General features: G+C 72.5%; 12 protein-coding genes. 6 read left to right on the forward strand and 6 right to left on the reverse strand.

Going from position 1 to position 13,626, the window contains the following annotated elements; all coding sequences use genetic code 11:
• Positions 1-122 precede the first annotated feature (122 nt).
• The 3 genes from purE to ACIBJE_RS12340 all read right to left on the reverse strand — a co-directional run bounded on the left by purE (position 123) and on the right by ACIBJE_RS12340 (position 4,019).
• Positions 123-614: a 5-(carboxyamino)imidazole ribonucleotide mutase gene (gene purE, locus ACIBJE_RS12330; protein ID WP_396747089.1), complete on the reverse strand. Its 492-nt coding sequence runs from the start codon at positions 612-614 to the stop codon at positions 123-125.
• 44 nt (positions 615-658) lie between these two features.
• On the reverse strand, positions 659-1,819 hold the full coding sequence (locus ACIBJE_RS12335) for a 5-(carboxyamino)imidazole ribonucleotide synthase (RefSeq protein ID WP_396747092.1): 1,161 nt from the start codon (positions 1,817-1,819) through the stop codon (positions 659-661).
• 160 nt (positions 1,820-1,979) lie between these two features.
• Positions 1,980-4,019 carry a thioredoxin domain-containing protein gene (locus ACIBJE_RS12340; RefSeq protein WP_396747095.1) on the reverse strand — a complete coding sequence of 680 codons (2,040 nt, stop codon included), beginning with the start codon at positions 4,017-4,019 and terminating at the stop codon, positions 1,980-1,982.
• Between the two features lie 570 nt (positions 4,020-4,589).
• Between ACIBJE_RS12340 and ACIBJE_RS12345 the strand changes: the two genes are divergently transcribed.
• The 4 genes from ACIBJE_RS12345 (at position 4,590) to ACIBJE_RS12360 (ending at position 8,232) form a co-directional block, all read left to right on the forward strand.
• Positions 4,590-5,513 (forward strand): hypothetical protein, encoded by a 924-nt coding sequence (locus tag ACIBJE_RS12345; protein WP_396747098.1) that lies wholly within the window; start codon positions 4,590-4,592, stop codon positions 5,511-5,513.
• A complete protein-coding gene (locus tag ACIBJE_RS12350; protein WP_396747101.1) occupies positions 5,510-6,346 on the forward strand; it encodes a hypothetical protein in 837 nt (278 codons plus the stop codon). The genes ACIBJE_RS12345 and ACIBJE_RS12350 overlap by 4 nt, the downstream gene beginning before the upstream one ends.
• A 46-nt stretch (positions 6,347-6,392) precedes the next feature.
• Positions 6,393-7,097 carry an NUDIX hydrolase gene (locus ACIBJE_RS12355; RefSeq protein ID WP_396747104.1) on the forward strand — a complete coding sequence of 235 codons (705 nt, stop codon included), beginning with the start codon at positions 6,393-6,395 and terminating at the stop codon, positions 7,095-7,097.
• A gap of 103 nt (positions 7,098-7,200) precedes the next feature.
• A complete protein-coding gene (locus tag ACIBJE_RS12360; protein ID WP_396747107.1) occupies positions 7,201-8,232 on the forward strand; it encodes a phosphatidylinositol-specific phospholipase C domain-containing protein in 1,032 nt (343 codons plus the stop codon).
• A 123-nt stretch (positions 8,233-8,355) separates the two neighbouring features.
• Here the strand turns inward: ACIBJE_RS12360 and ACIBJE_RS12365 are convergent, their stop codons facing one another.
• The 3 genes from ACIBJE_RS12365 to mca form a co-directional block, all read right to left on the reverse strand.
• On the reverse strand, positions 8,356-10,887 hold the full coding sequence (locus tag ACIBJE_RS12365; RefSeq protein ID WP_396747110.1) for a putative bifunctional diguanylate cyclase/phosphodiesterase: 2,532 nt from the start codon (positions 10,885-10,887) through the stop codon (positions 8,356-8,358).
• Positions 10,888-11,115: 228 nt separating this feature from the next.
• A complete protein-coding gene (locus ACIBJE_RS12370) occupies positions 11,116-11,361 on the reverse strand; it encodes a hypothetical protein (protein WP_088980601.1) in 246 nt (81 codons plus the stop codon).
• Positions 11,362-11,409: 48 nt separating this feature from the next.
• Positions 11,410-12,291, reverse strand: coding sequence for a mycothiol conjugate amidase Mca (mca, locus tag ACIBJE_RS12375; protein ID WP_358047936.1), 882 nt, complete (start codon positions 12,289-12,291; stop codon positions 11,410-11,412).
• A gap of 204 nt (positions 12,292-12,495) precedes the next feature.
• Here mca and ACIBJE_RS12380 point away from each other — a divergent pair, with 204 nt between their 5' ends.
• Positions 12,496-12,930, forward strand: a complete 435-nt coding sequence (locus ACIBJE_RS12380; RefSeq protein WP_088980603.1) for a DUF4307 domain-containing protein — start codon at positions 12,496-12,498, stop codon at positions 12,928-12,930.
• A 131-nt stretch (positions 12,931-13,061) separates the two neighbouring features.
• Positions 13,062-13,562, forward strand: a complete 501-nt coding sequence (greA, locus tag ACIBJE_RS12385) for a transcription elongation factor GreA (protein WP_088980604.1) — start codon at positions 13,062-13,064, stop codon at positions 13,560-13,562.
• Positions 13,563-13,626: the final 64 nt, after the last annotated feature.

A 13,626-nucleotide genomic window follows, 5' to 3' on the forward strand; every position in this document is an offset into this window, starting at 1 on the left:
CGCCCCCGCCCTGGGTGGTAGCAGGGGACCCCTGTTACCGCGTTTTGAGCAACAGGGGACCCCTGCCACCACGTCTGGCAGCGTTGGTGGAGGGGTTTCGGCAGCGCCGTGGCCGGGGGCGCTCAGGCCAGCGAGGCGCGGAGTGCGGCTTCCTTCTCGGCGACCAACTGCTCCAGCCCCGCCTGGTACGCCGTCATCCGCTCCCGCAGGGCCGGGTCGGCGGCGGCGAGGATACGGACGGCGAGCAGGCCGGCGTTGCGTGCGCCGCCGATGGACACGGTGGCCACCGGCACGCCGGCCGGCATCTGCACGATGGAGAGCAGGGAGTCCATGCCGTCCAGGTGCTTCAACGGCACCGGCACCCCGATCACCGGAAGCGGCGTGGCGGAGGCGACCATGCCGGGCAGGTGGGCGGCACCGCCGGCACCCGCGATGACCACCTTCAGGCCGCGGTCGGCGGCGGAGCGGGCGTACTCGATCATCTTGACCGGGGTCCGGTGCGCGGAGACCACGCCCACCTCGTACGCCACGTCGAACTCGTCGAGCGCCTCGGCGGCGGCCCGCATGGTCGGCCAGTCCGAGTCACTGCCCATGATCAGCCCAACCGTGCGCACCGCACCGTCCCTTCGTCCACAGCTGTCAGAACCGACGTCCACGGTCACGCGTGGCCCTCGCGCAGCCAGCGGGCGGCCCGTGCGGCCCGCGCCCGTACGTCGTCGAGGTCGTCACCGAGCACCGTGACGTGCCCGATCTTCCGGCCCGGTCGGACCTGCTTGCCGTAGAGGTGCACCTTCGCACCGGGCTCGGCGGCGAAGAGGTGGTGCAGCCGCTCGTCGATGCTCATGCCACCGGGCTCGCCGCCGAGCACGTTCGCCATCACCACGACCGGGGCGGTGAGCGAGGTGTCCCCCATCGGGTAGTCGAGAACCGCCCGCAGGTGCTGCTCGAACTGCGAGGTCCGGGCCCCCTCGATGGTCCAGTGCCCGGAGTTGTGCGGCCGCATGGCCAGCTCGTTGACCACCAGCCCGGCCGGGGTCTCGAACAGCTCCACGGCGAGCAGACCGACCACGCCCAGGGCGGTGGCCAGGTCGATCGCGAGCTGCCCGGCGGCGAGGGCCACCTCCTCCGGCAGGTCGGGTGCGGGGGCCAGCACCTCGACGCAGATGCCGTCGCGCTGCACCGTCTCGACCACGGGATAGACCGCGACCTGCCCGAACGGCGAACGGGCCACCTGCACGGCCAGCTCGCGGCGCAGCTGAACCCGCTCCTCGACGATCAGCGGGGTGCCACTGGCGAGCAGCGTGCCGGCCAGCTCGGCGGCCTGGTCCGGGTCGTCGACCATCCAGACGCCCCGGCCGTCGTAGCCGCCCCGGGCCGCCTTGAGGACCACCGGCCAGCCGGTCCGCGTACCGAAGGCGACCAGGTCGTCCGGGACGGTGACCGGCTGCCAGGCGGGCACCGGCGCGCCCAGTGCGGTGAGCCGTTCCCGCATGACCTGCTTGTCCTGGGCGTGGACCAACGCGTCGGCCGGTGGGTAGAGCTTCACTCCCTCGGCGGCCAGGGTGCGGATGTGCTCGCTCGGCACGTGCTCGTGGTCGAAGGTGACCACGTCGCAGTCCTTGGCGAAGGTGCGCAGCGCCGCCAGGTCGGTGTGGTCGCCGTACTGCACGTCGGCGGCGACCAGTGCCGCGCCGTCGTCGGGGCTGAGGGCGAGCACACGCAGTGACTGGCCGAGGGCGATCGCGGCCTGGTGGGTCATCCGGGCCAGTTGGCCACCGCCCACCATGCCGACAACGGGGAGACCGGTACGGGAGTCCATAGCGGCGCCCAGCCTATCCGGGCCGCCGGAGATGCCGGCACTCACCGCCTGGTCTGGAGTTTGCAGGGGACCCCTGCTACGCAAAAAGCGGTAACAAGGGTCCCCTGCTACCACCTCAGCCGGGTGCGGAGCTACCGAGTGGGGCGGGGGCGGCGCAGTTTCAGGTGAGCTGGGCGACGAGGTCGTCGACGGTGGTTACCGGACGTCGGCAGACGAAACCCCGGCAGACGTACGCGGTGGGGCGGCCGTCGACCATCGGCCGGTCGGCGAGCAGCGGCACGCCGGGCTGGTCCGGTCGGCCGGCGACGAGCACCGCGCCGGGCGGGGCGTGCCGGTACGCGGCGGCGACCAGCGGGTCCCCGGCCGGGTCGTCGGTGACCACGGCGATCTCGTACGGCCCGGAGAGCAACGCCTCGCCGGCGGCGGCCGCGTACCCGGTGAACCGGGCGTGCCGGCCGACGAGCGGGGCGACCGTGGCGAGCGCGGCCTCGGCGGCCTCCCGGTAGCGGGGCAGCCCGGTCAGGGCCGCGTAGCTGACCAGCGCCGCGACGATCGCCGAGCGGCCGGACGGGGTGGCGTTGTCGGTCGGGTCGGCCGGTCGGGTGACCAGGCGCTCGGCGTCGTCGGCGGTGTCGTAGAAGCCGGCGCCGGGCGCGGCGAACCGGGCCAGCGCGGTGTCCAGCAGCTGCCCGGCCAGCGCCAACCAGCGTCCCTCACCGGTGAGCTGGTGCATCGCGCAGAACGCCTCGGCCACACAGCCGTAGTCCTCCAGCACGCCGGCCGGTTCGCCGACCACGCCGTCGCGGGAGACCCGGCGCAGCCGGCCGTCGACGAGGTGCACGCCGGCGAGGTGCTCGGCCGCGTCCCGCATCGCGCCGTCGGCGACGATGGTGACGCCCTCCAGCAGGTTGTCCGCCCCGTCCTCGCCGGTGGCGCCCCGGGTCTCGACCAGGCGGACGAACTCCGCGATCGCGGTGATCGCCAGGCCGTTCCAGGCGGCCACCACCTTGTCGTCGCGGGCCGGCTGGGGGCGGGTGTCCCGGGCGGCGAGCAGCCGGCGGACGACGTCCTGCCACCGGGCGCGTACCGCCGGGTCGGCGTCGTCGACGTCCCGGGCCAGCCGCAGCACGCTCTTCCCGTGTTCATAGGTGCCGGACTCGGTGACGCCGAACAGGTCGGCGGCGAAGCGGCCGTCCTCCTCGCCGAGTGCCTCGACGAGCTGGGCCGGGGTCCAGGCGTAGGTGAGCCCCTCGACGCCCTCGGTGTCCGCGTCGAGGGCGGAGGCGAAGCCTCCGCCGGGCCGGTGCAGCTCGTCGGCGAGGAACCGGGCGACGTCCCGGGCCACCCGGGCGGCCAGCGGGTCGTCGGTGAGTCGCCAGAGCTGGGTGTACGCCCGCAGCAGCAGGGCGTTGTCGTAGAGCATCTTCTCGAAGTGCGGCACCGTCCAGTGCCCGTCCACCGAGTACCGGGCGAATCCACCAGCGAGCTGGTCGTAGATGCCGCCCCGGGCCATCGCCTCGCAGGTGTGCCGGACGATCTCCAGCGACTGCCGGGTGCCGGTGCGCTGGTGGTGCCGCAGCAGGGCGAGCAGGTTCATGTGCGGCGGGAACTTCGGCGCGCCACCGAAGCCGCCGTTCACCGCGTCGTACTCCCCGGCGAGCTGGTCGGCGGCGGCGTCGAGCAGGTCGGCGGTGAGCGGGGTGGTGGGGCCACCCACGGCCTGTGCGCCGCCGATCGCCTCGACCACCGCGGCCCCCTGCCGGAGTACGGCGTCCCGCTGCTCCCGCCAGGCGGTGCCGACCGACTCCAGCAGCCGGAGGAAGTTGGGCTTGGGGAAGTAGGTGCCGCAGAAGAACGGGGTGCCGTCCGGGGTGGTGAAGACGGTCATCGGCCAGCCACCCTGCCCGGTCATCGCCTGGGTGGCGGTCATGTAGACCGCGTCGACGTCCGGGCGCTCCTCGCGATCCACCTTGATCGCTACGAAGCCCTCGTTGAGCAGGCGGCCGACGGCCTCGTCCTCGAAGGACTCGTGCGCCATGACGTGGCACCAGTGGCAGGCCGAGTAGCCGACCGAGACGAGCACCGGCACGTCCCGCCGTTTCGCCTCGGCGAACGCCTCGTCGCACCAGGGCCACCAGTCGACCGGGTTGTCGGCGTGCTGGAGGAGGTACGGACTGGTGGCTTCGGCGAGTCGGTTCACCGCACGACCATAACCAGCCACCGGTACGGCGACATCCCGGTCCTCCAGGAACCACCACACCACTTGTCGTCTGATTGACATAAATGGCCGGGGCTTTGTATCGTCCAGTTATCGTCAGAGTGACGTAAACGGGGTGATGTCACATCACGGTCCCGGCCGACGCCTCCTCTTACAGCAGTCCACAGTGGACCGATCCGAACCAGCGAGAACGGATGTCATGAGAAGTCCCGTACCACCGAGTGCGGCGCCACCTCCCCGGGTCGCACCGTCCGGCCCACGGCCCTCGTCCACCGCGACGCGGCACCTCTGCGCCGGCGCATACCTCGATGACGGCTTCCGGCGCGCATACCTGAACCAGGTGTACCACCAGCGTCAGCGGTTGGTCGCTCCGTCCCACGGCTTCGACCTGCCCCTGGTGCTCTGGCACTGCCTCCAGGCCCGCCAGCGAGTACCGGCAGGCGATGACCCTGCTCAACGCGGGGGCGGTCGTCTCCGGCGGGTCGCTGATCGTGCAGGGCGACGTGACCAGCACCCAGACCAACATCGGACAGTTCGACGAGGAGGACACCGATGAACGCGCACCCGTCGTACAACACGGGCATGACGGTGAGCGGGGGCACCGTCTCGGTCGGCGGCAACGTGACCGCCGTCCAGCACAACGGGCGCGACTCCACACGGACCGGACCGTTCCGTCGGGAGACGTGGGACCAGGCCGGCCGGTCGGCGGACGTCGGCATCCTCACCGTCCTGCGGGAAGAGATGGCCGCGGTCGTGGAGGTGCTCCGACGGGCCCCGGACCACCGGACCGAGCGGATGCGCGGGGGCGCCGCCGTACACCGGGCCACCTTCGCCGCCGAGGGCGGACCGGTCCGCGTCGTGGCCACCCAGACCCTCGAACCCGGTACGCACTCCGCCGCGCTCGCCTACCAACAGCTGCGCCGCTACTTCCGGCCACCACTCGTCCTGCTGGTCGGCATCGCCGGTGGCGTCCGCGCGGACCTGGCGGTCGGCGACGTGGTCCTCTCCGACGAGGTGATCTGGTACGACAACCGGCGGGAGACCGCCGAGGGTCCCCGGTGCCGGGGCCGGATCCAGGCCACGGCGCCGGTGCTGCGGCACCGGGTCAGCGACTTCCTGGTCCGGCACGGCACCGTGGTCCGCCCGGAGGCGGGGCGGGAGTTCCGCATCCACCGGGGGCCGATCGGCTCCGGCAACGCGGTGGTGACCGACTCCGGCTCGGCCATCCGGTCATGGCTGGTGGAGACGCACGAGAAGACCCTGGCCGTGGAGACCGAGGCGGCCGGGTTGGCCCAGGCGTTCTACGAGGAGATCGACGAGGACAACGGCCTGCGCGGCTGGATGACCGTGCGGGGCATCTCGGACCGGGCCGACCGGCACAGGGGACACGCCGACCACGAACTGGCGGCCCGGCACGCCGCGCTGGTCATGGAACGACTCCTGCCTCACCTGTGCCTGATCGAAGACGAGCGGTGACCCACGCCGACGCCCGACGCCGCACCGGAACGACCACGGGGCGTCCCCGCCAGGCGCTGCTGCACACGCTGACCGACCGGCACCTGGAGGCCTACCTCGTCTCCGGGGCGGCGTTGGTCGTCGGCGCGCTCAATCTCCTCAACGTGACCAGCCCGGAGGTGGTCGCCGCGGCCACCCTTGCCGTACTCGGCGTCATCACGTTCGACCTGCTCACCGCCCGCCGACGGATGCGACGCATCGAGTCCAGCCTCCGGACGGTCGTCGGCAGCCTGCGCGCGGAGGCACCCGACTCGGTGGACCGGTTGCTCGCCGTCGCCGTCCCGGGCGCGGCGGTCGGACTGACCGGTGCCCGGGACGTCCGGCTCGTCGGGGTGACCCTGAACCGAACGATCCGTAACCACCTGGACGAATTGCGGCAGCAGTTGGCGATGGGCGCGACGGTGCGGGTCGCGCTCATCGACCCGGTGGGCCCCGCCGCCGACGAGGCTGCCCGCCGCAACGGACTGGAGACCTCGGGCGGGGGCGAGATCTTCAGGAACCGCATCCGGCCCACCATCGACCTGCTGGACTACCTGGCCGCCCAGAACACCGGCACCGGGCGGCTGGAGGTGCGGCTGCTCCGGTTCGTGCCCGCATTCGGCATGATGCTGGTCGACCCGGAGGACCCGACCGGCCAGATCGCCATCGACATCTATTCGCACCGCCCGGACGGACATGAAGCAACGATCACCCTACGTGCCGATCGGGATCCTCTCTGGCACCGGCACTTCGTGCGGGAGTTCGACCGGATCTGGGCCGGCGGCCAGACCCGCCATGAGCGGAAACTCACCTGATCGGGATGGTCCGAGTCGGAGACGACGCGCCCGATACCCTTCCGATGTGTCCGACCAGCCGACCGTCTTCCGCATCGCCGTCGATCTGGCGATCCTCACGATCCGTGACGGCCGGATGGCGGTCCTGCTGATCGAGCGAGGAAAAGCGCCGTTCGAGGGCCGCGCCGCGCTGCCCGGCGGGTTCGTCCGGGCCGGTGAGGACCTCGACGACACCGCGGTCCGGGAGTTGTCCGAGGAGACCGGACTGGACGGTCGCAGCCTCCACCTGGAGCAGGTCCGCACCTACGCCACGCCGGGGCGGGACCCGCGCTACCCGGTCGCCTCGGTCGCCTACCTCGCCATCGCCCCGGACCTGCCGGTGCCGGTGGCGGGCACCGACGCGGCGCGGGCCCGCTGGGAGCCGGTCGACCTCGACCGGCTGGGTCACGGCTGGCTCGCCTTCGACCACGACACCATCCTGCGGGACGCCCTCGAACGGGCCCGCGCCAAACTGGAGTACTCCCCGCTCGCCACCGCCTTCTGCGGTGAGACGTTCACCATCGGCGAGTTGCGCGCCGTCTACGAGGCCGTCTGGCAGGTGCGCCTCGACCCGCGCAACTTCCACCGCAAGGTCACCGGGGTGAGCGGCTTCGTGGTGCCGACCGGAAAGCGCCGGAACCCGCCGACGGGACGTCCGGCGGCGCTGTACCGGCGGGGCGACGCGACCATGCTCCATCCGGCGATGCTGCGTCCGGGCACCGGCCGACAGTAGACCGCACCCCGACCCACCGGGGGCCTTCCCTCGACGACATTCATCGACTTTCATCAGTGCATGCCCGGCGGTCGTCGTCGGCTCTCTCCCCCAGGAGGCACGCATGCGCGGATCCCGTCCCTGGCCGGTGCTCACCTCGGCCGCCCTGGTCGTGGCCCTGCTCGTCACCGGCTCCCCCGCCACCGCCGCCGGCCCGACCACCCGGATCTCGGCCAGCACCACGGTCGGCACGCACAACGCGTACGAGCGCGCCACGTACACCTACCTCGCCCAGGCGCTCGACGCCCGGCCCGGCATGATCGAGCTGGACGTCTGGCCGGACATCATCACGAAGCAGTGGCGGGTCAGCCACTCCAACCCGCTCGGCAACGACAACAACTGCGTCGCCGCGACCAGCGCCGACCAGCTCTACACCGGCACCCGGAACAAGAACCTCGAACACTGCCTGGACAACATCCGGCTCTGGCTGGCCGCCCACCCGGACGCCGGCCCGCTGCACATCAAGCTGGAGCTGAAGACGGGGTTCAGCGCCCGTACCGGCCAGGGGCCGGCACAGCTCGACGCGGTGCTGGCCGCCCGACTGGGCAACCGGGTCTACCGCCCGGCGGAGCTGCGCGGCGGGCACGCCTCACTCGACGCCGCCGCCCGCGCCGATGCCTGGCCGACGCGGCAGCAGCTCGCCGGCCGGGTGATCGTCCACCTGATCCCCGGCACGGTGGAGCAGGGCAACCCGACCGACAGCCTCTGGACCGACGTCGAGTACGCCCGCCACCTGAACGCGCTGGCCGCCGCCGGCACCCTGGCCAACGCCCAGGCGTTCCCCGCCGTGCACAAGGCCCAGGCCGGGGACCCCCGCACCCGGTACGCCGACACCGCCCTGCGCCCCTGGTTCGTCGTCTTCGACGGGGACGCCACCGCGTACGTCACCGGCGGGATCGACACCGCCTGGTACCACACCAACCACTACCTGTTGGTCATGACCGACGCGCAGAACGTCCCGCCCGCCGTGGGCGACACCGACCCGGTCGCCGCCCGCGCCCGGGTGGCCGAGCTGGCCGCCGAGCACGCCAGCGTCACCTCTGCCGACTGGGCCGCCATCCCCGAGGTGGTCGACGACGTCCTCGACCGCGGCTGACGTCGAGACCGAGCGGAGCGCTCGTCGTCGGGTCAGCCGGCGGACAGGCCGCGACCGCGCCTGCTGACGCGACGACGGGTCGGACGCGGCGTCGACTCCCCGTCCCTCAGGACGCCCCGGCGGTCAGGAGGCCCCGTCGGCGCGGAGCGGGAAGACGTTCGCGGTGGCCGAGTCCAGCAGCGAGCCGAGCACCGCGGAGATCTTGTCGGCGGACATCGGCTTGAAGAAGTGGTAGCCCTGGGCGGCGGTGCAGCCCAGCTCGGCCAGGGCGATCCGCTGCTCGGCGGTCTCCACCCCCTCGGCGACGACCCGCAGCCCCAACTCGTGGGCGAGACCGACGGTGGTCCGGACGATCGCCGCCGCCTCCGGCGAGTCGGCCATCCGGATCACGAAGGAACGGTCGACCTTCACCTCGTCCACCGGCACCCGGGTCAGGAAGGTCAGCGAGGAGAAACCGGTGCCGAAGTCGTCCACGGCGATCTGCACGCCCATCGCGCGGAGCGCGCCGAGGACCTCGTCGACGACCTCCAGCTCGCTCATCACCACCGTCTCGGTGATCTCCAGCACGAGCCGGCGCGGCGGGACGTCGTGCCGGCGCAGCGCCTCGGCGATCTCGGCCGGCAGGCGGGGGTCGAGCAGGCTGCGCGCCGAGATGTTCACCGAGATCGGCACGTCCAGCCCGTCCCGGGCCCAGCCGGCGGCGATGGCCAGGGCCTTGTCCAGCACGTACCGGGTGAAGGCGCCGAGCTGTTCGCTGTGCTCGACCGGGCCGATGAAGTCGGCGGGGGTGAGCAGGCCCCGGCGCGGGTGCAGCCAGCGGACCAGCGCCTCCACCCCGGTCGGCGCGCCGGTGGCCAGGTCGACCGCCGGTTGCAGGGCGAGTTGGAGCTGGTCGTCGACGGCCAGGGCCTCCCGCAGTTCGGCCAGCAGGGTCAGCTGGTCGGTGCTGGCCCCGTCCCGGGAGCTGTCGTACGGGGCGACGCTGCCGCCGCCCTTCTTCGCCTGGTACATCGCGATGTCGGCCCGGCGCAGCAGCTCGGCCAGGTCGGCGGTGCCGGCGCCGGCCACCACCACCCCGACCGACACCTCGGTCGACATCCGCACCCCGGCCACCTCGGCCGGCGCGGCGAGGCGCTCCACGATGTCCCGGGCCCGGCGCAGCGCGGACGCCATCGGGGCGCTGCCGTGGTCGACCACCGGCAGGGCGGTCGTCAGCAGCGCGAACTCGTCGCCGCCGAGCCGGCCGAGCAGGTCACCGGGGCGGACCAGGGCACCCAGCCGGTTCGCGGTCAGTCGCAGCAGGTCGTCGCCGGCGCCGTGCCCGAGGGTGTCGTTGACCTCCTTGAAGTGGTTGACGTCCAGCAGCAGCAACGCCACCGGGTGGCCGTGTGCGAGCTGCCGCAGCGTCTCGTCCCCCCGCGCGAGCAGGGCCGCCCGGTTGACCAGTCCGGTGAGCGGGTCGTGCACCGCGTCGTACGACGACCGCGCGGTGACCCGGCGCAACTCCCGGTGGGTCGCCGCGTCGTGCAGCGCGGCGGCCAGCGCGTCGGCGAAGGCGGTGAAGGCGTCCTGTTCGGAGTCGCTCGGGCCGGTCGAGCCGGCGAAGCTGATCCGCAGCTCGCCGACGCGGGTCGTGCCGACGGCGAGGGTGCGGGCCAGCTCGTGTCCGGTGGCCGGGGCGGGCTCCGGCGGGTCGCACTCGCGCTCGGTCACCTGGCCGCCGACGTCGCCCCGGTACCGCCGCCAGCCGCCGTCGCTGCGGGCCACGTGGACGTCGACCAGCTCGGCCCGGAAGAGGGCGAGCGCACCGGTGACCGCAGCAGTGGCCACGCCGCGCTCGTCGAGCTGGTTGAGCGTCCCGGTGGTCTCGGCGAACATCCGCCAGGTACGGCGTTCCTCCTCGGCGCGCAGCCGGTGCCGGTAGGTCTGCTGGAGCAGCCAGCACGGCGGCGGCAGGAGCAGCAGCCAGCGCGGGTCGAGACGGATCAGCGCGATGACCAGCAGTCCGACCACGACGTTGCCGACGAACATCAGCAGTTTGCCCCGGAGCGCCGCGAGCAGCGGCGGCGCGACCGTGGTGCCGTGCCGCAGCGTGAGGGCGAGCATGCTGAACGCGACGCTGGTCAGCAGGTAGGTGGCCGCACCGGCGAGCAGGGCGAGAGCGAGGGCCGGGGTGGGCGGGGCGAGGAACGGCTCCCCGAGGGCGGTGGTGACCACCACGGCGGCGGCGGTCGCGGTGGTGGCCGTGGCCACTATCCGCACCAGGTCCACGATGGATCGGCGGTCGGCCAGCAGCGACAGCAGCCCCCAGGTGAGCGCTGTGCCGACCAGCGCGGCTGCCGGGAGCCATCCGGCCGGGGCCAGGTACAGGGAGACGATCAGAGCTGCCTCGCCCCAGGTGATGCTGACCATCCCGGCGACGGCGCGGAACCGGAGCCGGGCCAGCTGGGCGGTGCCGAACACCGCGACGGCGATGCCGAACCGGGCCCACGGGGGCAGCGCATCGTCCGGGGCGAGCCGGACGGGGACGGCGAACCCGACCACGGCGGCGCTCAGCGCAGCCAGCAGGAGCCCACCGACGAGCAGGCGGGCCCGGATCGGGACGTCGCGGAGACCGAGCCGGTCCGGTGCCCGGTGGCCCGGATCGGAGGTCACGACGTGCCTCCGGGCGGCTGTTGTCCGGCCCGTCGGCGGGCAGCCGGTGCTGTGCTGGTCACTGGCGCCCCCTTCCGCGCACGGCTCGGGGGCGGATGGTCCCCCGGCGGAAGGCTAAGCCAAACCGGGGGACCGCAACAGGGGGTGACGCCCTGGTTCGACCCGGATCATGCCCGGACGAACGACTTACGGCGCTGCTGGCACCCGGACCGAGCGTTCGTCGGGTTTTTACGGTGACGTCGACCGATCTGTCGGATCAACGACTACGCGCTCGCTCTTCATGGCGTCCGGCGACGGGCCCTGGCTCGGGAAGCGGTCCGGCAGGCGGCGCAGCCGGGCGTTCATGTTGCGGATCAGCAGCACGGTGGCCGTGCCGAGGACCAGGATGAGGAACAGGCCCATCGGGCCGGCGAGGCCACCGGTACGGGTGTCCCCGAAGTTGTTCTGGGCGAGCACCTGCGCGGCGGTCAGCATGGGTTTCCTCCGGTCTGCGGACTACGACCAGGGTAGCCCCACGGGTGGTCAGCAGGCATGGGCCCTCTCCCGCACCCCGGCGAAGAGGTCCGACTCGGGCAGTGGGCTGTCGACCAGCGAGCGGGCCAGCTCGAAGTCCTCGGTCGGCCAGGCGCGCCGTTGCAGCTCCATCGGCACGTGGAACCAGAAGCCGTCCGGGTCGACCTGGGTGGCGTGGGCGCGCAGGGCGTCGTCGCGGACCGGGAAGTACTCCCCGCACTCCACCCGGGTGGTGACCCGGGGGCCCTTGTCCTCCCGGTCCTCCCAACGCTCCAGCCACTGCGCGTACGGGGACTCCAGGCCGGCGGAGATCATCGCCTCGTGCAGGGCGGTGACCTTGCTCTTGGAGAAGCCCATGTCGTAGTAGAGCTTCAACGGCTGCCACGGGTCGCCGAGGTCCGGGTAGCGCTCCGGGTCGCCGGCCGCCTCGAAGGCCGCGACGCTGATCTTGTGGCACATGATGTGGTCGGGGTGCGGATACCCGCCGTCCTCGTCGTACGTGGTCACCACGTGCGGCTTGAACTCGCGCATCAGCCGGACCAGCGCGCCGGCCGCCACCTCGACGTCCTGGAGGGCGAAGCACCCCTCCGGCAACGGCGGCAACGGGTCGCCCTCGGGCAACCCCGAGTCGACGAAACCGAGCCAGGCCTGCTCGACACCGAGGATGGCCCGGGCGGCGTCCATCTCGGCCCGCCGGATCTCGCCGATGTTGTTCCAGACCTCCGGCCGGTCCAGCTTGGGGTTCAACACGCTGCCGCGTTCCCCGCCGGTACACGTCACGATCAGTACGTCCACCCCCTCGGCGACGTACTTGGCCGTGGTCGCGGCGCCCTTGCTCGACTCGTCGTCGGGATGGGCGTGGACGGCCATGAGACGCAGTTGCTCTGCCAAAGCCGCACTCCTCGTCTGTACCCGGCCGGACCCCACGGGTCGGGCGGGTGAGCTGCCGATATCTCCATCAGCCCCGGCGAACCGGCTGCCGACCTGTCAGTATGGGCGCTGACCTGCCGACATCACACCGTGGACGGGCTGAGAGGATGGACCAGGTCCATTCTTCCCGAAGCCTGTGACGACGACGCCAGGAGATACCCGCCGGTGACCGAGACGCACGCCACAACTACACCGGGTGCACCGGTATTCCCACCCGGTCGGTACGGCCGGCGCCGGGATCCCGGCCGGCGTCGCCCGTGGCTGACCGGAGCGCTGCTGGCCGTCGCGCTCGCCTTCTCCGGACTGGTCACGTTCCGCCTCTACCAGCAGTACGGCGACCCGACCTACGACGCCCAGGTGATCACCTACACCGACATCACCGACACGCAGGTGGTGGTGGAGTTCCAGGTCACCGTACCGCCCGGCGGGTCGGCGGTGTGCCTGCTGCGGGCCCGGGACGTCGCCGGCGCGGAGGTGTCCCGCGAGGAGGTGACGGTGACCGCCCCGGGCGACGAGCGGAGCATCACCACCCGGCACCGGCTGGCCACCTCCGCCGAGCCGTTCATCGGCGAGGTCGTCCGCTGCCGGCCGCCGGCCTGAGCTGCGAAAACTCCTCCACGCAGAGGCATTGGCCGGTCACCGGCGGTATTCGCCGTCCCGGAGCCGGGTGTGGCACTGGTAACTTGGTAGTTCACCTGTCAGCCAGCCACGCACAATCGAGGAGAACGCCTGTGTCCACCACTGGCAACGAGGCGCCCGCCACCTGGCTGTCCCAGGACGCGTACGACCGCCTGAAGGCCGAACTCGACGAGCTGATCGCCAACCGCCCGGCGATGGCTGCGGAGATCAACGCCCGGCGCGAGGAGGGCGACCTGCGGGAGAACGGTGGCTACCATGCCGCCCGCGAGGAGCAGGGCAAGCAGGAGGGGCGCATCCGCTACCTCCAGGAGTTCCTGCGCACCGCCCAGGTCGGTGAGGCACCCAGCGCCGACGTGGTGACCCCCGGCATGGTCGTCACGATCTACTTCGACGACGACGCCGACGACAGCGAGACCTTCCTGCTCGGCTCGCGGGAGATCGCGTCCACCACCGACCTGACCGTCTACAGCCCGGAGTCCGCCCTCGGGCAGGCCATCCTGGGCGCGCGCGCCGGACAGGCCGTCACCTACACCGCGCCCAGCGGCGCCGACATCAAGGTGACTGTCGTCTCCTTCGAGCCCTTCACCGGCTGAGCCGGCCCGGATCTTCCCCACGTCGTGCACCGGGGGCGGGTGGCCCGAGCGGCCAGTCGCCCCC

The organism is Micromonospora sp. NPDC050187 (assembly GCF_044459745.1).
Lineage (GTDB): Bacteria > Actinomycetota > Actinomycetes > Mycobacteriales > Micromonosporaceae > Micromonospora.

What these genes read in the sequence shown, in the direction of transcription:
- ACIBJE_RS12335 (WP_396747092.1), bottom strand. Translation starts at nt 1,819, where the DNA reads ATGGACTCCCGTACCGGTCTCCCCGTTGTCGGCATGGTGGGCGGTGGC.
- ACIBJE_RS12345 (WP_396747098.1), top strand. Translation starts at nt 4,590, where the DNA reads ATGAACGCGCACCCGTCGTACAACACGGGCATGACGGTGAGCGGGGGC.
- ACIBJE_RS12360 (WP_396747107.1), top strand. Translation starts at nt 7,201, where the DNA reads ATGCGCGGATCCCGTCCCTGGCCGGTGCTCACCTCGGCCGCCCTGGTC.
- ACIBJE_RS12370 (WP_088980601.1), bottom strand. Translation starts at nt 11,361, where the DNA reads ATGCTGACCGCCGCGCAGGTGCTCGCCCAGAACAACTTCGGGGACACC.